16 protein-coding genes are annotated in these 18,298 nt (G+C 64.6%); 14 read left to right on the top strand and 2 right to left on the bottom strand.

Features of this window, described 5'->3' with window-relative positions:
* The first annotated feature begins 181 nt into the window (after nucleotides 1–181).
* The gene (locus BPRO_RS16955; protein WP_011484297.1) at nucleotides 182–2,530 is read left to right on the top strand and encodes a xanthine dehydrogenase family protein molybdopterin-binding subunit; all 2,349 of its coding nucleotides are present in this window, start codon (nucleotides 182–184) and stop codon (nucleotides 2,528–2,530) included.
* Between the two features lie 21 nt (nucleotides 2,531–2,551).
* Here the strand turns inward: BPRO_RS16955 and BPRO_RS16950 are convergent, their stop codons facing one another.
* Nucleotides 2,552–5,380 carry an AMP-binding protein gene (locus tag BPRO_RS16950; RefSeq protein WP_011484296.1) on the bottom strand — a complete coding sequence of 943 codons (2,829 nt, stop codon included), beginning with the start codon at nucleotides 5,378–5,380 and terminating at the stop codon, nucleotides 2,552–2,554.
* Nucleotides 5,381–6,052: 672 nt separating this feature from the next.
* Here BPRO_RS16950 and BPRO_RS16945 point away from each other — a divergent pair.
* The 5 genes from BPRO_RS16945 to BPRO_RS16930 all read left to right on the top strand — a co-directional run bounded on the left by BPRO_RS16945 (nucleotide 6,053) and on the right by BPRO_RS16930 (nucleotide 8,934).
* Complete coding sequence (locus BPRO_RS16945) at nucleotides 6,053–6,343, top strand: xanthine dehydrogenase family protein molybdopterin-binding subunit (RefSeq protein ID WP_041388901.1); 291 nt, start codon at nucleotides 6,053–6,055, stop codon at nucleotides 6,341–6,343.
* A 199-nt stretch (nucleotides 6,344–6,542) separates the two neighbouring features.
* A complete protein-coding gene (locus tag BPRO_RS29660) occupies nucleotides 6,543–6,710 on the top strand; it encodes a hypothetical protein (RefSeq protein WP_157045816.1) in 168 nt (55 codons plus the stop codon).
* Nucleotides 6,707–7,435 (top strand): FAD-dependent oxidoreductase, encoded by a 729-nt coding sequence (locus BPRO_RS16940; RefSeq protein ID WP_011484295.1) that lies wholly within the window; start codon nucleotides 6,707–6,709, stop codon nucleotides 7,433–7,435. The genes BPRO_RS29660 and BPRO_RS16940 overlap by 4 nt, the downstream gene beginning before the upstream one ends.
* A 157-nt stretch (nucleotides 7,436–7,592) precedes the next feature.
* The gene (locus BPRO_RS16935) at nucleotides 7,593–8,312 is read left to right on the top strand and encodes an RNA polymerase sigma factor (RefSeq protein ID WP_011484294.1); all 720 of its coding nucleotides are present in this window, start codon (nucleotides 7,593–7,595) and stop codon (nucleotides 8,310–8,312) included.
* A 49-nt stretch (nucleotides 8,313–8,361) separates the two neighbouring features.
* Entirely contained in the window at nucleotides 8,362–8,934 is a 573-nt protein-coding gene (locus BPRO_RS16930) for a ferritin-like domain-containing protein (protein ID WP_011484293.1), read from the top strand.
* 66 nt (nucleotides 8,935–9,000) lie between these two features.
* Here the strand turns inward: BPRO_RS16930 and BPRO_RS16925 are convergent, their stop codons facing one another.
* Complete coding sequence (locus BPRO_RS16925) at nucleotides 9,001–10,134, bottom strand: 5-methyltetrahydropteroyltriglutamate--homocysteine S-methyltransferase (protein ID WP_011484292.1); 1,134 nt, start codon at nucleotides 10,132–10,134, stop codon at nucleotides 9,001–9,003.
* 143 nt (nucleotides 10,135–10,277) lie between these two features.
* On the opposite strand from BPRO_RS16925, the gene BPRO_RS16920 reads away from it, so the two are divergent.
* The 8 genes from BPRO_RS16920 (at nucleotide 10,278) to BPRO_RS16885 (ending at nucleotide 18,081) form a co-directional block, all read left to right on the top strand.
* Complete coding sequence (locus tag BPRO_RS16920; protein ID WP_011484291.1) at nucleotides 10,278–11,387, top strand: aromatic ring-hydroxylating dioxygenase subunit alpha; 1,110 nt, start codon at nucleotides 10,278–10,280, stop codon at nucleotides 11,385–11,387.
* A 97-nt stretch (nucleotides 11,388–11,484) separates the two neighbouring features.
* Nucleotides 11,485–12,279, top strand: a complete 795-nt coding sequence (locus BPRO_RS16915) for a GntR family transcriptional regulator (protein WP_011484290.1) — start codon at nucleotides 11,485–11,487, stop codon at nucleotides 12,277–12,279.
* Between the two features lie 38 nt (nucleotides 12,280–12,317).
* Nucleotides 12,318–13,307, top strand: a complete 990-nt coding sequence (locus BPRO_RS16910) for a PDR/VanB family oxidoreductase (protein ID WP_011484289.1) — start codon at nucleotides 12,318–12,320, stop codon at nucleotides 13,305–13,307.
* 98 nt (nucleotides 13,308–13,405) lie between these two features.
* Nucleotides 13,406–14,578: an ABC transporter substrate-binding protein gene (locus BPRO_RS16905; RefSeq protein ID WP_011484288.1), complete on the top strand. Its 1,173-nt coding sequence runs from the start codon at nucleotides 13,406–13,408 to the stop codon at nucleotides 14,576–14,578.
* A 159-nt stretch (nucleotides 14,579–14,737) separates the two neighbouring features.
* Nucleotides 14,738–15,610 carry a branched-chain amino acid ABC transporter permease gene (locus tag BPRO_RS16900; RefSeq protein ID WP_011484287.1) on the top strand — a complete coding sequence of 291 codons (873 nt, stop codon included), beginning with the start codon at nucleotides 14,738–14,740 and terminating at the stop codon, nucleotides 15,608–15,610.
* On the top strand, nucleotides 15,610–16,590 hold the full coding sequence (locus BPRO_RS16895) for a branched-chain amino acid ABC transporter permease (RefSeq protein ID WP_011484286.1): 981 nt from the start codon (nucleotides 15,610–15,612) through the stop codon (nucleotides 16,588–16,590). The genes BPRO_RS16900 and BPRO_RS16895 overlap by 1 nt, the downstream gene beginning before the upstream one ends.
* Complete coding sequence (locus BPRO_RS16890; protein ID WP_011484285.1) at nucleotides 16,587–17,384, top strand: ABC transporter ATP-binding protein; 798 nt, start codon at nucleotides 16,587–16,589, stop codon at nucleotides 17,382–17,384. The genes BPRO_RS16895 and BPRO_RS16890 overlap by 4 nt, the downstream gene beginning before the upstream one ends.
* The gene (locus BPRO_RS16885; protein ID WP_011484284.1) at nucleotides 17,377–18,081 is read left to right on the top strand and encodes an ABC transporter ATP-binding protein; all 705 of its coding nucleotides are present in this window, start codon (nucleotides 17,377–17,379) and stop codon (nucleotides 18,079–18,081) included. The genes BPRO_RS16890 and BPRO_RS16885 overlap by 8 nt, the downstream gene beginning before the upstream one ends.
* The last annotated feature ends 217 nt before the right edge of the window (nucleotides 18,082–18,298 follow it).

Here is an 18,298-nt window from a genome sequence, read left to right as displayed (position 1 = left end):
GCGAACGGGTTTTTGCAGATTGAAGCCGGTCAGGCAGTCATGGAACAAACCCGACGCATCGCGCAAGCGCGGACAGCGCATTTGCTGAGCCGCACTGATGCCCTTATAGTGGCTTCTCACCGTTTTCGCGCCCGCATACCGCCCTGGCAGATGCGAGGCCGCCATTCAGGGGCATTCTTTGATGACTGAAACCCAACCCGCTCAGATCAACCCGTCACGCTTCGGCAGCGGACAATCCGTTCGCCGCCTGGAAGACGATGCGCTGCTGGCCGGGGCCGGCCAGTACACGGACGACTTGACCCTGCCGGGCCAGACCCAGCTCTTTTTTGTGCGCTCACCCTATCCCCACGCCCGCATCGTGTCGCTGGACACCGCGGCAGCGCTGGCCATGCCAGGCGTGCTGCAGGTGGTCACTGGGGCCGATCTGGTGGCGGCCGGGGTCAAGCCGATTCCCGGTGCCAGCGGCTTTACGCGCGCCGACGGCTCGCCCTGCGCCGCGCCACCACGGCGCGCGCTGGCCCACGAGCGCGTGCGTTTTGTCGGCGAGGCGGTGGCCGCCGTGGTGGCGCAGACACTGCAGCAAGCCCGCGACGCGGCGGAAGCCATTGCCGTCGACTATGAAGAGCTGCCCATGGTCGTGGACATGAACGACGCGATGGCTCCCGGCGCCCCGGTGCTCTGCCCCGAAGCACCGGATAACATTGCCGCCGAAACGCGCTACGGCAATGCCGAAGCCACCGCCGCAGCCTTTGCCAGCGCCCACCACGTGGTGGCGCTGGACCTGGTCAATCAGCGGCTGGCTCCGCTGAGCCTGGAGCCGCGCTCGGTGCTGGCCGCTTTTGACACCACTTCGCAGCGACTGACCATCCGCATGAGCACCCAAATGCCTTCCGGCGTGCGCGACTCGGTGTGCGACGCGCTGGGCATGGCGAAGGAGCAGCTGCGCGTGGTGGTGGGCGATGTGGGTGGCGGTTTCGGCATGAAAACCGGGGTCTACCCGGAAGATGTCGCCGTTGCCTTTTGCGCCCGCGCGCTGCAGCGCCCGGTGAAATGGGTGGCCGACCGCAGTGAAGAATTTGTATCGAGCACACACGGCCGTGACCTGCAAAGCCACGCCGAACTGGCGCTCGACGAACACGGCAAGATACTGGGCCTGCGCCTGGCCTCGCTGGCCAATGTGGGCGCGTATGCCACCGGCGCGGGCGTGGTCATCCAGTTGATGATCGGCCCCTGGGTGCAGACCAGTGTGTATGACATCCAGACCATCGACTTTCATTTCAGGGCCGTGCTGACGAACACCGCGCCCACCAGCGCCTACCGGGGTGCGGGCCGCCCTGAAGCCATCTTCACGATCGAGCGGCTGATGGACGAAGCCGCCCGCCAGACCGGCATCGACCGGATCGAGCTGCGCCGCCGCAACTTTATCCAGCCCACGCAAATGCCCTACAAAAACCCCATGGGCCAGACCTACGACACGGGCCGCTTCGAGTCGGTGATGGACCAGGCGCTGGTGCTGGCCGACTGGCAGGGTTTTGATGCACGTGCCGCCGAGTCGGCACGCCGCGGTCTGCTGCGCGGCCTGGGCATCGCGACCTTCCTGGAATGGACCGGCGGCAATGCGCTGGAAGAAAGCGTCACTGTGGAGATCAAGGCCCCCACATCAGGCACCGACGGCATCATTGAAGTTTTCTCGGCCGTCAACGCCATGGGGCAGGGCATTGCCACCTCGCTGGCGCAACTGGTGGTCGATGCGTTTGGCGTGCCGATGGACAAGGTCCGCATCGTGCTGGGCGATACCGACCGCGGCAATGGTTTTGGCAGCGCTGGTTCGCGCTCGCTGTTCACCGGTGGCTCGGCTGTACGCATAGGCGCCGAGCGCACCATCGACAAAGCCCGGCAACTGGCGGCCAAGGAGTTTGAGGCGGCCGAGCAGGACATCACGTACGCCGACGGCAGCTTCAAGGTGGCGGGTACCGACCTGAGCATCGATTTGTTTGCGCTCGCGGCGCGTCAGAGCGACCAGCGCATCTTCATGGACTCGACCACCGCCGTGGCCGGGCCGTCCTGGCCCAATGGCTGCCACATCTGCGAGGTCGAGGTCGACCCGCAGACTGGCCACGTGGCGGTGGTGGCCTATGCGTCCGTCAACGACGTGGGCCGCGTCGTCAACCCGATGATCGTGCGCGGCCAGCTCGACGGCGGAGCCGTGCAGGGCATAGGCCAGGCGCTGTGCGAGCACCTGGTGTATGACCGTGAAACCGGCCAGCCCCTGACGGGCAGCCTGATGGACTACGCCGCCCCGCGCGCTGACAATGCGCCCGACTTCAAAACCGAACTGGACCCCTCCACTCCCTGCCTGAACAACCCGCTGGGCGTCAAAGGCGTGGGCGAACTGGGCACCATAGGCGCCGGGCCCACGGTGGTCAATGCCGTGGCCGACGCGCTGGCACGCCGCGGCATGGCGGCGCAGGCCCGTCAGTTGCAGATGCCGCTGTCACCCTCCCGGCTCTGGCATTTGATGCAGGGCTGAGGTTCATCAATTTCTCCGGCTTTACGAAGGCAGGCGGCTTTCATCGCCGGCATCCGGCTCGGCGCAGCGCTTCAGGATTTCCGCGCGCGCGGCGTCGCGCAACCGGATCGACGCTGACCAGTCGTCACCATCGGGTTGAATCGGGGAACTGACCAGCACGCTGATCGGTACGCGGCGGGGGAACCACTGGCCGGCACGCAGCACGGAGCGCGTGCCGCGGATCGTCACCGGCACCACGGGCACGCCGGCCTGCGCTGCCGCAGAGAACGCGCCCGCATGGAACGGCAACAAGCCTGGCACACGCCTGAACGTTCCTTCCGGGAAAAACAACATGGCGGTTTCGTCGCAAACGCTGCGCGTCACCCGCGCGACGTCCTGCGCCCCGCGCTGCGCGTCGTCGCGGTCTACAAACATGGCGCCGAGGCCTTGCAAGTAGACCCGTGAGATGAACTGTTTCTGCAGTTCGAGCTTGGCGACAAAGCGGACATGGCGCGGCAGTGCGGCGACCAGGGTTATGCCATCCAGGTAGCTCGCATGGTTCGCCACCACCACACAGCTTGCCTCGCGCGGCAGATTCGCCAGCCCCTCGGCCGCAAACGGGAGCCCGGACAAACGCAGGAACAGCCGGGCTGCATGGTGACTCAGGGCCCAGCTCCAGGACAGCTTGGGCAGCACGGCGGTCAGCGCCCACGTAATAGGCGCAAGCAGCCAGAACAGCAGCCAGACATAGCCAGCGTAGGCTATCTCCGCTACGACGCGCCCGGCACGCCGCAGTTGCGGCAGTCTCGCCTGCCAGGCAAAGCGCGCGATCTGCTGCCATGGCGCCGGCTGCGTGGCCGAAGCGCCTCCGGTCTCGTACAGTTCGCGGCTGGCCGCGCGACGAATCTTGCCGCTGGAGGTCTTCAAGACCGTGTGCGGCGGCACCAGGACCACGTCGTCCGGCGGCGCACCGAGCACGCCGACCGCGGCGCTGTTGATCTGGCGGCGCAGCTGCGCCAGCGCCTCGGGCGGCAGGCCACGGGTTTCCGCCATGACAACGACCCGCTCGCTGCGTGTCATGGGGTCCGGGCTACCGAACACGGCGACGCAGCCCTTGCGGACAGAGGGAATCGCGCCGACGGCCTCCTCCAGGTCGTACGGGTAGATCTGACGGCCGCCCCGAATGATCACGTCCTTGGCCCGCCCGGTGATGTAGACGTCGCCTTGTGCCATGTAGGCGTAGTCGCCCGAGTCCAGCCACTCGCCATCAAACAGCCGGCGCGTCTCTTTCGGGTTGCGGAAGTAGCCGCTGGTGGCCGACGGACCCTTGAACAGCAGACGCCCTTCCTGGCGTTCCGCCACCTCACATCCCGTCGCGTCGACCAGGCGGACCTCATGGCCCGGCAGCGGCCGTCCGCACGCTACGACCAGCCGCACGCCAGACGTGCTGCTCGCCGCGGGCAGTGCGCGGCCCGAGTGCGAGAACGCTTGCGTATCGATGCGGTCGACCAGCAGACCCCGTCCCTGCGGCGGGAAGGTCAGGCCCAGCGTTGCCTCCGCCAGTCCGTACACCGGCGCCAGCGCTTGCGGCCGCAGCCCGTAGCAGGCGAAGCGTTGCTGAAACTCCTGCATGGTCGTCGCGCTGACCGGCTCGGCGCCGTTGAACGCAAAGCGCCAGCTGGACAGGTCGAGCCCCTCCAGCGCGGCCTCGTCGAGCTTGCGCAGGCACAGCTCGTAGCCGAAGTTGGGCCCGCCGGACAGCGTGCCGCGGTGCCGGTGCACGGCCCACAGCCAGCGCTCGGGTCGCGCGAGAAATGTCAGCGGCGACATCACCACCAGCGGGTATGCGTAATACAGGCTGCCCAGCCAAGCCCCGATCAGCCCCATGTCGTGGTACAGCGGCAGCCACGAGACGAAGACGTCTTCGGAGCTGACTTGCAGGGCCTGCCCCATGGCCCGCAGGTTGGCCAGCAGGTTGGCGTGCGTCAGGACCACCCCCTTGGGACTGCTGGTACTGCCGGAGGTGTACTGCAGCAGGGCAATATCGTTGGCATGGGCGGTGACGCGTTCCGGGGAGGCGGTGGACGCGGACAGTTCTTCCACCGTGCAGACCATGCGCAGCGACGGCACCTGGGACTTGAGCAGCGTCGCCAGCACCCTGGCCCGCGGCACAGTGATCAGCGCCGTGGCCAGCGCATTGGTGAGGATGCCGACGTGACGCTGCAGGTGCTCCTCGATCTGCGCCGCCCGCGCTGGCGGGTAGATTGGTACCGGAATGCCGCCGGCCAGCAGAATGCCGGCGAAGCTGAAGAAGTACTCCGGGCCGGTCGGCAGCATGAGCGCCACCGGCTGACCCGGCTGAAAGCCGCGATCCAGCAGCCCCGCAGCGACGCCAGCGGCGCCCTGCTGCAAGTCGGCGTAGCTCAGGCGCGTCGGTGCGGCGCTGTCGCCGTTGTCGATCGCAATGTGCTCGCGCTGCGGATGAGCCCGCACGTGCCAGTCGAGCACCTCCTGCAGGGTCGCCGCCGCGTGCGGCGCTTGCGAGACGCGTTCGGGCACCGCAAGCCGCCGTGCCTGCTGCACTGGCGCCTGGGGTGAGCCCCGTGCGGCAAGCAGCGCACGCAGCAGGTCTCGAGGCGCTTCGGCCGTGCTCAGCATATGCTCCGGCGGGCGCACGCCGAACGCGCGTTCGAGGCGCATCAACAACTCCACGCGCGCCAGGCTGTCCAGGCCAAGGTCTTCCTCCAGCGAACTGTCCAGCGTCACCAGGTCCGTGTCCTTGCGGCCCGGGTGGAGTTCGGTCAAGACTTCCCGCACGATCCGCAACACAGCCTCGTCGGACACTGCGCGGGAAGGCGAGTCTACGTTCATGGGCTGATTACCCTTGCTGCATGGGGCCCTCGTGTTGAGGCGCCATCAAGCTTCTTTCCGTCCGCGAGACCATTCGTTGCCGATCTCGACGGTCCCGGCGAGAAAGAACAGGATGACGGCTTCGAAGCAGGGCATGTCCCCGGTCGGGCACGCGAATGAATCAGCGCACGCCCGGAACCGGGATCTGGGCCGGGGGAATAACATTGTAGGCCTGCGGGCTCCGCAATAGGGCTTTCGTGGAACTCATCTGGTACCCCTGAAGACGTTGCGGGTTTAGCAGAAATCTGACCGCGGTTTGCCTTGATCACCGTTCAGGACGGCCTAAGAACCTGTTTACGATCTAAACGGGGCCGCGTTGGGGTGCAATCGGGATGAGTGGGGCGCCCGAGTCCGCCGTATGGGCTAATGCCCATGCAAGGGCCCGGGTGGCTCAATCGCCCGATTTCACCCCAACCCGAAGGGCAAGCGCCTTCTCGGGCGGTCTGCAGCGTTGCGGCGCTTGCCCATAGCCCAAGCTATGGGCGGCGCACCGCGCCTTGCATCCCATCCCGAAAGGTGCTTGCGCGGCCCCGTTTAGATCGTAAACAGGTTCTAAGAGCCACCCCTTTCAAGGTCTTGCTCCAGAGACAGCGGTAATCTTCTGCTCCACATGGAAATTGTGGAGAGAAATGGATGTTGGAAGCAGTACTTGCCCGGTTCGAACAACAGGGCAGCCTGATGGACTACGCCGCCCCGCGCGCTGACAATGCGCCGGACTTCAAAACCGAACTGGACCCCTCCACCCCCTGCCTGAACAACCCGCTGGGCGTCAAAGGCGTGGGCGAACTGGGCACCATAGGCGCCGGGCCCACGGTGGTCAATGCCGTGGCCGACGCGCTGGCGCGCAGCGGCATGGCGGCGCAGGCCCGTCAGTTGCAGATGCCGCTGTCACCGTCCCGGCTCTGGCATTTGATGCAGGGCTGATCAATTTCTGAGCACCGCGTTGCAAGCCAGTACTGGCGCGGTGTTGCCGGGTTGTTAGTGACCTTATCCACAGGGTGGCCCACAGAAGCGGGGGGTAATTCCGTTGCTATCTCGCATCGCATTGGAAATCGAATAAGGCTGCGCCGGAAAAAACCGGAACGCCAACGGCCGCCTGGTCATCCAATGGACAGGAACAGCCATGAACACCTCACCAGCGCCGCGCTCCATGCCCACAGAAGCCCGTTCGCACGCAGAGCTGGTCAGCCTGTCCGTAGCCGGTAACGATCCGGCGTGCACGGCCCGTGCCGTCGACAAGCGGCCAGCGCAGCCGCAGGGGCATCGTTCACCGGATGGAGGCAAGGCATGAGCATGAGCACCTGGCAAGTGTTGCTGCAAGCGCGCGAGGAAGTTGCTGGCGGCACGATGGCGTTTTATTTTCAGCGGCCGGATGGTTTTGCTTTCAAGGCCGGCCAGGCGATTGATCTGATTCTTCCAGCTGCGGTGGCGCCCGGCGGGCAAAACCAGCGGCATACCTTTTCCCTTGTGAGTGCGCCGTTTGAGCACGAACTGGTGATCGCGACACGCATGCGCGACAGCGCATTCAAGCGGGCGCTCAAGATGTTGCCCATTGGCGGGCTGGTGGACATTGAAGGGCCTTTCGGTTCCCTCACCCTGCATAGCGAGCGCACAAGACAGGCGATATTCATCGCGGGTGGCATTGGCATTACCCCGTTCATGAGCATGTTGCGCCAGGCAACGCATGATCGGCTGCCACAGGAGATGGTTCTGCTCTATTCCAATCGGCGCCCAGAAGATGCGGCCTTTCTTCTGGAACTGCAGGACCTCGAGCGGCAGAACGTCAATTTCCGCCTGTTGCCGACCATGACGGAGATGGGCAAGTCCCTTATGCCGTGGCAAGGACAAACCAGCCACGTCACCGAAGATCTGTTGAGAAAAACCATGAGCGGTTTTCTGAAACCCGTTTTCTATGTGGCGGGACCACCCGGCCTGGTCGCTGCCGTGTGCGACATGTTGAATCGAGTCGGTGTCAATGACGACGACATTCGCAGCGAAGAGTTTTACGGGTACTGAGGTTTTACGGGCACTGAGTATTCGGAGTCGCTTGCGCCGTGGCGAACGAGGACTGGCCGGGCGATGTCTTTTTTTCTTTTGCCTCGTCGACTGACAGAGAAAAATCCGGAACGCCGCAGGCACCATGACCATCCAATGGACAGAGACAGGAGCAGATATGAACACCTTGCAATCAGTGCCCACCGTGCCGTCCGACGTCAGTTCGGACGCAGAGCTGGTCAGCCTGTCCATAGCCGGTAACGATCTGGCGTTTGCCCAGATCATGCGGCGCTACAACCGTTTGCTCTTTCGCACGGCGCGCAGCATCCTCAAAAGCGAAGACGACACGCAAGACGCCTTGCAGGAGGCTTATTTGCGCGCCTGGCGTGCGCTGGCCACCTTTCGCGCCGAGGCCAGGCTTTCCACCTGGCTGGTGCGCATCGTCGCCAACGAGGCACTGGGGCGGCTGCGGCGCAATGGTGCGCAGACTGCCCGCGTCGTGCCGCTGAGCGCCAGCGTGGATGCCGATGACGAAACCCCGGAGATGCAGATGCAAGCCAACCCGAATGACCAGCCGGAGCCATCCGTCATGCGTGCGCAGATACGCCAGCAGATTGAAGCCCGGATTGACACCTTGCCCGATGCCTTTCGCACCGTGTTCATGCTCAGGGGGGTTGAGGAGATGAGTGTGGAAGAAGTTGCACTGGTGCTGGGCATACCCGAAGCGACGGTGCGGACCCGGTTTTTTCGTGCCCGCAGCATGTTGCGCGAAGGCCTGTCACGCGACATCGACATGGCCGTTGGTGACGCCTTTTCATTTGCCGGCGCGCGCTGCGACCGCATTGTGGCGGGCGTGCTGGCAAAGATTGCCCACGAGCGTGAATCCTCTCGCCCGTGATCCGTGAAGTCCGTTATTTGTGAACCGTTTTTGTCCACTGGAGATTGCCATGTCGTTTTTTCAAATGTCCACGCCCATCGCTGCACGGCGACTTTTTTTGGGCCGCTCCGGCGGTCTGGTCTTGTCGGGGGCAGCGATTGCGCTGCTTGCAGGCAATGACGCGCTGGCCGCCAAGGCGGGCGGCTCCAAAGCCGGCGACGTGCAAATTCTCAACACCGCCATCGGCGCCGAACTGGAGGCCATCGCGGCCTATCAGCTGGGCGCAGAAAGCAAGCTGCTCACCAAGCCCGTGCTCGATCTCGCCGTCACGTTTCAGGGACACCATAAAGCGCATGTGGCGCTGCTCTCCGGCACGGTCGAAAAGCTGGGCGGCAAACCCGTCATCGCCAAAACCAAATACAACTTTCCGGTGGACCAGCTGAAAACAGAGCTGGATGTGCTCAAGTTCGCCGCCCAGCTGGAGCAGGGCGCCGTGAGTGCCTACCTGGGGGCCGTGCCCCTGTTTGCCAACCGCGACTTGTCCAAGGCGGCCGCCAGTATTCTGGGCGACGAAGCCATGCACTGGGCCATCCTGCGCCAGGCCATTGGCGAAGCCCCCGTGCCGTCGGCTTTTGTGTCGTGAAGCCGCGGCGCCACGCGCTGGCCACCGACCGCGCCGGCTCGTGTCATGGCCTGCGGTGGTGATGCTTCAGGCCGTTCCCCAAACCTCCTGCGCCGTTTCCACCACCAGCCGCAGCTTGGCGCGCTGCGCCTCAACGGCAATGTCATTGCCGTGCACGGTGCTGCTGAAGCCGCACTGCGGTGACAGCGCCAGCTGCTCCAGCGGCGCGTAGCGGGCCGCGGCTTCAATGCGGCGTTTCAGGTCGTCCTTGTCTTCCAGCGAGCCAAACTTGGTGGTGACGAGTCCCAGCACCACGGTCTTTCCCTTGGGCAGGTAACGCAGCGGTTTGAAGTCGCCGCTGCGCGCGTCGTCGTACTCCATGAAGTAGGCGTCGAGGTTCATTTCTTTCAGCAGCGCCTCGGCCACCGGCTCGTAATTGCCCGATGCCGCGTGCGTGCTCTTGAAGTTGCCACGGCACAGGTGCATGGCCAGCAGCATGCCGGGCGGCTTTTGCGCGACAACGAGGTTGATGAATTTGGCGTAGCGGTGCGGCAGCTCATTGGGGTCGTCGCCGCGCTGGCGTGCGGCTTCGCGCATTTTTTCGTCGCACAGGTAGGCCAGGTTGGTGTCGTCCATCTGCACATAGGTGCAGCCGGCGGCGGCCAGCGAGCGCAGCTCGTCACCGTAGGCGTTGGCCACGTCCTGGTAGAACTGCGGGTCCAGCTCGGGGTAGTGCTCCTTGCTGATGCCGGCCCGGCCGCCGCGAAAGTGCAGCATGGTCGGTGACGGAATGGTCACCTTGGGCGTATTGCCTGCCGATACCTGGCTCTTGAGGTACTGGAAGTCGGCCAGCTGGATGTCCTTGACGTGGCGCACCTTGTCAATCACGCGCATCACCGGCGGGGCCAGCTCCTGCGAGCCGTCGGGCCGGATCACGGTCACCGGGATGTCGGTTTTCACGCCGCCGATCTGCTCCAGAAAGTCAATGTGAAAGTAGGTGCGGCGAAACTCGCCGTCGGTGATGCTTTTCAGGCCCACGTCTTCCTGGAATCTCACAATCTCGGTGATGGCCCGGTCTTCCACCTGGCGCAACTGCTCGGGCGTGATCTGGCCCTGGGCTTTTTGTTCGCGGGCTTCCAGCAAATATTTCGGGCGCAAAAAACTGCCCACGTGGTCATAGCGCGCGGGCAGGTGAGGGGCGGTGTTGCTCGTGTTGCTCATACGGAGTCCTTGGTTGAGGCGGTGATTAACTTGCATGTTAAGGCATTGATCAACTCTTTCAATGAATACAAAAACTGGTGAAAACACCTAGAAATGGCTATTTCCAGTTGATTTTTCGTCTTTTATGTATACAGTGCGTATCCATGAAAGCCGAAAAACCCTCCTTTCCGCTCAACGCTTGGTACGCCGCGGCCTATGACGTGGAAGTCGTGCGTGCGCTGTTGCCACGCACCATCTGCAAGCAAAAACTGGTGATGTTCCGCAAGACCGACGGCACAGTGGCCGCGCTGGAAGACGCCTGCTGGCACCGGCTGCTGCCGCTGTCCATGGGCCGCCTCGACGGCGATGAGCTCACCTGCGGCTACCACGGCCTGGTCTACAACGCCCAGGGGCGCTGCACCCACATGCCGAGCCAGGAAACACTGAACCCTTCGGCCTGTGTGCGGGCTTACCCGGTGCTCGAAAAACACCGCTTTGTCTGGGTCTGGCCGGGTGATCCGGCCAAGGCCGACCCGGCGTTGGTGCCCGACCTGCACTGGAACGACGATGCCGAATGGGCGGGCGACGGAAAAATGATCAAGGTGAAATGCGACTACCGCCTGGTGGTGGACAACCTGATGGACCTCACGCATGAGACCTTTGTGCACAGCTCCAGCATTGGCCAGCGTGCGGTGGCCGAGGCGCCCTTCGTAGCCACGCACGGCGACCGCACGGCCACCGTGACGCGCTGGATGGAAAATATTGACGCGCCGCCTTTCTGGGCCGGGCAGATCAATCACTCCCTGGGTTACCAGGGCCCAGTGGACCGCTGGCAGGTCATCAAATTTGAAGCGCCCTGCACCGTGACGATTGACGTGGGTGTGGCCGAGGCCGGCACCGGCGCCGTGCCGCCCGGCGGCAATGCAGGCGATGCGTGCTTGAGCAACCGCAGCAGGGGCGTCAACGGCTTTGTGCTCAATACCATCACGCCCGAGACCGACGGCACTTGCCACTACTTCTGGGCCTTCGCCCGCAACTACTGTCTGGGCGAGCAGCGCCTCACGCATCAGTTGCGCGAGGGCGTGGCCAGCATCTTCCGCGAAGACGAGCATGTGCTGGAAGCGCAGCAGATCGCCATGGACGAACACCCGGACCACCAGTTCTACAACCTCAACATCGACGCCGGCTCGATGTGGGCCCGCAAGCTGATCGACAAGATGATCAGCAAAGAGGCGCGACCTTCGGCAGTGATCCCCATCAGGAGTGCGGCATGAACCTCTCTGTCATTGCGGGCCTGACCCGCAATCCATGCCACGCCTGCCGCGTTGGCCTGACAGCCTGGATGCCGGGTCAAGCCCGGCATGACAGCGTATGAGTGCTATCAAAAATAGAGCTATTGACGTCGACACAGCAGGGGCTGAGGGCCAAATTGGCACTGAAAGTGCACAGGTACGGGCGCTGCTGAAGCTGCGCGAGCTGATCCTCTCGGGCGAACTGGCCGGCGGCACCCGCATTGCCGAACTGGCGATTGTCGAGCGCCTCGGTGTGTCGCGCACGCCGATACGCGCGGCGCTGATGCGGCTGGAGCAGGAGGGCCTGCTCGAAGCGTTGCCCAACGGCGGTTATGCGGTCCGGACCTTTTCCGAGCGCGACATTGCAGACGCCATTGAGCTGCGCGGCACGCTGGAAGGCTTGCTGGTGCGGCTGGCGGCCGAGCGGGGCGCGCCGGCGGTGGTGATGGGCGAGGCCAAAGACTGCCTCAAGCAGGTGGATGCGGTGCTGGCCCAGCCCGCGCTGAGCGACGAGGCTTTTTCCGCCTATGTGGATTTGAACGAACGCTTTCACACGCTGCTCTATGAGATGGCCGACAGCCCGGTCACCGTGAAACAGCTGGAGCGTGTGGTCAGCCTGCCGTTTGCGTCGGCTTCGGCCTTTGTCGTGGTGCAGTCCAACTCGCCGCAGGCGCGCGACATGCTGGTGGTGGCGCAGGACCAGCACTGGCAGGTACTCGATGCCATTGAGCGCGGCGAGGGCACGCGCGCCGAAGCCCTGATGCGCGAGCACTCGCGCCTGGCGCAGCGCAACCTGCGCCGTGCGCTGTCGGGCCAGGGCTCGGCCATGCCGGCCTCGATGAAAGCCATGAAGCTGATCCGCCGGCGCGGCTGACCACCTCTGACCACTTCTGACCACCTGATTCCCAGAACATGAAAAGTACCCAGACCTGGCAACCCGCCACCGTTGCCGCCGTCCGCGACGCCACGCCCACCGTGCGCGAATTCGAAATCCGTCCGGCAGAGGGCTCCGCTGCGCCGTGGCAGGCCGGCTCGCATTTGCAGCTGCAGGTGCTGGTCAACGGCAAGGTGCAGACCCGCTCCTATTCGCTGGTGGGCCTGCCCGATGGCGTGAGCTATCGCATTGCCGTCAAACGCATGGACGACGGCCGGGGCGGCTCGCTGGCCATGTGGCGGCTGGCCGTGGGTGACCGGCTGCAGATCAGCGATCCGCAAAACCATTTTCAGCTGGACCTGTCGGCGCCGCACTATCTGATCGTGGCCGGCGGCATAGGCATCACGCCGCTGGTGATGATGGCCCAGCAGCTTCAGGGGCAGTGCCAGAAGTCGGGCGCCACGCTGCGCATGCTCTACGGTGCGCGCACGCAAGAGGAACTGGCGTTTTTGCCGCTGCTGCGCGAGGCGTTGGGCGATGCCCTGCAGACCTTCGTGGCCGGGCGCGGCGAAAGCATGGACCTGGCCGCCGCCATTGGCGCCTTGCCCGCGGGCGGGCAGCTGTATACCTGCGGCCCGGTGTCCATGCTGGAGGCCGTCAGGAAAAGCTGGGCCCAGGCCGGTCGCCCGCTGGCCGACCTTCGCTTTGAAACCTTTGGCAGCAGCGGCCGTTTTGCTGCCCAGGCCTTCAGGGTGCGGGTGCCGCGCCATCAGGTCGACATCATGGTGCCGGCCGACACCACGCTGCTGGACGCTCTGGAGAGCGCCGGCGTGGAAAGCATTTTTGATTGCCGCCGCGGCGAGTGCGGCCTGTGCGCGATGGATGTCCTCGCGCTGGACGGCGAGATCGATCACCGCGATGTGTTTTTGAGCGAGCACGAAAAGCAGCAGAACACGCGCATCTGTACCTGCGTATCACGGGTGGTCGGCTCGCTGACCCTGGATTCTTCCTATAGACCAGAGGCCTGAGGGCCCTAACACTGCACTCCCGATACCGTTTTCGAATCCGCTTTTATCCCGTTTTGATCCCGTTCGATTGAGTTCGCATTAATTACCAGGAGACATCCATGAACAAAAGAACCTTTATCCAGGCAGCCGTGATGGCCACCGTGGCGCTCGCCGGCGCGCAAGCTCTCGCGCAGGACAACAAGTTCAGGATAGGCCTGCTCCTGCCGATGACGGGGCCCTTCGCTTCCACGGGCCGGCAGATTGAAGCGGCAGCCAAGCTCTACATGGCGCAGAACGGCGACACCGTCGCCGGCAAGAAGGTCGAGCTGATCATCAAGGACGACACCGGAACACCCGACGTCACCAAGCGCCTGGCGCAGGAAATGATCGTCAACGACAAGGTCAATGTGCTGGCCGGCTTCGGCCTGACGCCGCTGGCACTGGCCACGGCCCCGCTGGCCACGCAGTCCAAAACACCGATGGTGGTGATGGCGGCGGCCACCTCCAGCATCACCCAGGCTTCGCCCTACATCGTGCGCACCAGCTTCACGCTGCCGCAGGTCACCATTGGGGTGGCCGACTGGGCACCCAGGAACGGCATCAAGAAGGTCGTGAGCCTGGTGTCGGACTATGGGCCCGGCATTGATGCCGAGCGCACCTTCAAGGACCGCTTCACCTTCAACGGCGGCACGGTGGTGGACGCCGTGCGCGTGCCGCTGCGCAACCCCGACTTCGCGCCCTTCCTGCAGAAAGTGCGTGATGCCAAGCCCGATGCGGTGTTTGCCTTTGTGCCCTCCGGTGCCGGCTCGGCGCTGATGAAGCAGTTTGCCGAGCGCGGCCTGGACAAGGCCGGCATCAAGCTGATCGCCACCGGCGACGTGACCGATGACGACATCCTGAACGACATGGGCGAGGTGGCCGTGGGGGTGGTGACCTCGCACCACTATTCGGCGGCCCACAAATCACCGTTGAACCAGAAGTTTGTCGAAGCCTTCGGCAAGGCCAACAAGGGACTGCGGCCCAATTTCATGGCCGTGGGCGGCTATGACGGCATGCGCGTGATCTACGAAGCCCTGAAAACCACCAAGGGCGCCGGCGGCGGCGAGGCCTTGCTTGCTGCCATGAAGGGCCAGGTGTTCGAGAGCCCGCGCGGCCCGATCTTTGTCGACGCGCAATCGCGTGACATTGTGCAAAACGTCTACATCCGCAAGGTCGAGAAAGTCGGCGGCCAGCTCTACAACGTCGAATTCGAAACCATCAAGGATGTGAAAGACCCGGGCAAGGCCAGGTAAAACGGGTATGTCATTGGGGTCTGACCCGCAATCCATCGCCGTGTACACGCCAGGATGGATGCCGGGTCAAGCCCGGCATGACAGCTATTTTGGTTGCTTGTCATTGCGGGTCGAGCCCGCAATCCATGATCCCGACTTCTTGACTAACTACCATCACTGATGCTCACCATCCTCTTCGACGGCATCGCCTACGGCATGCTGCTGTTTGTGCTCGCAGTCGGTCTGGCCGTCACCATGGGGCTGATGAATTTCATCAACCTGGCGCACGGCGCGTTTGCCATGGTGGGCGGCTACATCACCGTGCTGCTGATGCAGCGGCTGGGCATGCCCTTTTTGCTGTGCCTGCCGTTGGCTTTTGCGGGCGCGGCGCTGCTGGGCGGTGTACTGGAACGCACGCTGTACCGGCCGATGTACGCCAGGCCGCACCTGGACCAAGTGCTGTTTTCCATTGGCCTGACCTTCATGGCGGTGGCCAGCATGGACTACTTCATGGGCTCGACCCAGCAGATCATCCAGTTGCCTGACTGGCTGCGTGGCCGCACCGAAATCGGCAGCGGCTCGTGGATTCTGGGCATGGGCCACTACCGCCTGTTCATCGTGGCCGTGTGTGCGGCGCTCACGCTGGCGCTGCAGTATGTGCTGGCGCGCACGCGCTTTGGCAGCCGCCTGCGCGCGTCGGTGGATGACCAGCGCGTGGCCGCCGGCCTGGGCATCAATGTCAATGTGGTGTTCCTGTCCACCTTCGCGGTCGGCTCGGGGCTGGCCGGCCTGGGCGGCGCGCTGGGCGCCGAAGTGCTGGGGCTGGACCCGACCTTTCCGCTGAAATTCATGATTTACTTTTTGATCGTCGTTGCCGTCGGCGGCACCTCGTCCATCACCGGGCCGCTGCTGGCCGCGCTGCTGCTGGGCATTGCCGATGTGGCCGGCAAGTACTACATCCCCAAACTCGGCGCCTTCATCGTCTACAGCCTGATGATCGCCATCCTGATCTGGCGTCCGCAAGGCCTGTTTGTGCGCAAAGGCGGCAAGTGATGAACAACAAACCACTCCTGCCGGTCCGGCAGTCCCTGCTGAATGCCTCGCGCTGGAAACCCTGGGAGCCGGTGCTGTGGCTGCTGGCGTTTGCCTCGCCGCTGCTGCTGTCCAGCCATGCGCTGATCATCAATGAAATCGCCATCGTCGCGCTGTTTGCCATCTCGCTGGACCTGATCCTGGGCTTCACCGGCATTGTGTCGCTGGGGCACGCGGCGTTTTTTGGCCTGGGCGCTTATGCCGCCGCGCTGTTTGCCAAACTGGTCATGCCCGATCCGCTGGTCGGGCTGGCGGTGGCGATTGCGGTGTCCACGCTGATGGGCGCCGCCTGCAGCCTGACCATCATGCGCGGCAGCGACCTGACGCGCCTGATGGTCACGCTGGGCATGGGCCTGATCCTGCTGGAGCTGGCCAACAAGCTTGACTGGCTCACCGGCGGGGCCGACGGCCTGCAGGGCGTGCTGATGGGGCCGCTGCTGGGCCGCTTCGAGTTTGACCTGTCGGGCCGCACCGCCGCGTATTACTCGCTGTGCGTCGGCCTGATTCTCTTTTTGCTCGCCCGGCGCCTGGTGCATTCGCCGTTTGGCGCCACCCTGATGGCGATTCGCGACAACCGGCTGCGCGCGATGGCCATCGGCATTCCGGTGCATGCGCGCCTGGCCGTGATCTACACGGTGTCGGCCGGGGTTGCCGGTGCGGCCGGCGGCCTGCTGGCGCAGACCACCGGCTTTGCCTCGCTGGACGTGTTTGACTTTCACCGCTCGGCCGACGTGATGCTGGTGCTGGTGGTGGGCGGCGTCGGCTGGCTGTACGGCGGTATTGCCGGTGCGGTGGTGTTCAAGCTGATGCAGGACATCCTGTCGGCCATCACCCCGCAGTACTGGACGTTCTGGATTGGCCTGTTCCTTGTGGTGCTGGTGCTGGTCGGGCGCGAGCGCCTGCTGCGGCCCTGGACCTGGTTCAGGAGGGCCAAGGCATGAGAACCGATCAGCCCCCTCCGACCGGTCAGGTCGATCAGACCGTGCTGTCGGCCAGCGGCCTGGTGATGCGCTTTGGCGGCATCACGGCCACCAACAACGTCACGCTGAACCTACAAAAGGGTGCGCGCCATGCGCTCATCGGCCCCAACGGCGCCGGCAAGACCACGCTGATCAACCTGCTGACGGGCGTGCTGCAACCCACCGAAGGGCGCATCACGCTGCTCGGGCAGGACATCACCCAGCTGGCCCCCCACCAGCGCGTGCAGCGCGGCATGGTGCGCACGTTTCAGATCAACCAGTTGTTCGATTCGCTGACGCCGCTGCAGACTTTGGCGCTGACGGTCTCGCAGCAGCGCGGCCTAGGTGCCCGCTGGTGGCAGTCGCTGGGCCGCAGCGATGCGGTGGCCGCGCGCTGCGAGCAGCTGCTTGAGCAGTTCCACCTGCTAGAGGTGATGAACCAGCCCACCCGCGTGCTGGCCTACGGCAAGCGCCGCCTGCTGGAAATCGCGATTGCGCTGGCCTGCGAGCCGCGTGTGCTGCTGCTCGACGAGCCCGTGGCCGGTGTGCCGGCCGGCGAGCGCGAGGAACTGCTGCAAACCGTCGCGGCCCTGCCGGCCGACGTGTCGGTGCTGCTGATCGAACACGACATGGACCTGGTGTTCAGCTTTGCCACGCGCATGACGGTGCTGGTCAATGGCACGGTGCTCACCGAAGGCGATCCGGAACAGATTGCGAACGACCCCGAAGTCAAGGCGGTGTACCTGGGCCACGGCGAGGAGGCTCACCATGACTGAACTGCTGAAGGTCGAACAGCTGAGCGCCGGCTACGGCGAGGCGATTGTGCTCAACAACATTTCGCTGGCGCTGGACGAAGGCAAGACACTGGCGCTGCTGGGGCGCAACGGTACCGGCAAGACCACGCTGATCAACACGCTGGCCGGCGCCACGCGCCAGCACGGCGGCAGCATCACACTGGGCGGGCTGGCCTTGCACAAGCTGGCCTCGCACGAGCGCGCGGCTGCGGGCATAGGCTGGGTGCCGCAGGAGCGCAACATCTTCAAGTCGCTGACAGTGCATGAAAACCTGACCGCCGTGGCGCGGCCGGGGCGCTGGACGCCGGAGCGGGTGTACGAGATGTTTCCGCGCCTGGCCGAACGCAAGACCAACCTGGGCACGCAGTTGTCGGGTGGCGAGCAGCAGATGCTGGCGGTGGGCCGCGCGCTGGTGCTCAACCCGCGCCTGCTGCTGCTCGACGAGCCGCTCGAAGGCCTGGCGCCCATCATTGTGGAAGAGCTGCTGCGGGCCATTCGCCGCATCACGCGCGAAGAGGGCTTGTCGGCCATCATCGTCGAGCAGCATCCGCAGGCCATCCTGGCAATCTCCGACAGCGCTGCCGTGCTCGACCGCGGCACCGTGGTGCATGCCGGCACCGCGCGGCAGTTGCGCGAGCAGCCACAGTTGCTGGAGCAGCTGCTGGGGGTGGCGCGCTAGCGCCAATACCGTTCAGTCAAGTTATTCACCCTGAGCCGGAATGACAAAAACGTTGACTTGTCATGGCGGGCCTGACCCGCAATCCATGGATCCCGGATCGGGCCTGCCCCGGACTTGATCCGGGGTCCGGGATGACAACCCAGAGGCAAGGGCTTGACTGAACGGTATTGGCGCTAGCGCCCTTGATCCAGCGCAACACGGGGGCAGCCGGTGCTGC

It is taken from the genome of Polaromonas sp. JS666 (assembly GCF_000013865.1).
GTDB lineage: Bacteria > Pseudomonadota > Gammaproteobacteria > Burkholderiales > Burkholderiaceae_C > Polaromonas.
The sequence above is the reverse complement of the archived record's forward strand: the minus strand, read 5'-3'. Positions and strand labels throughout refer to the sequence as shown.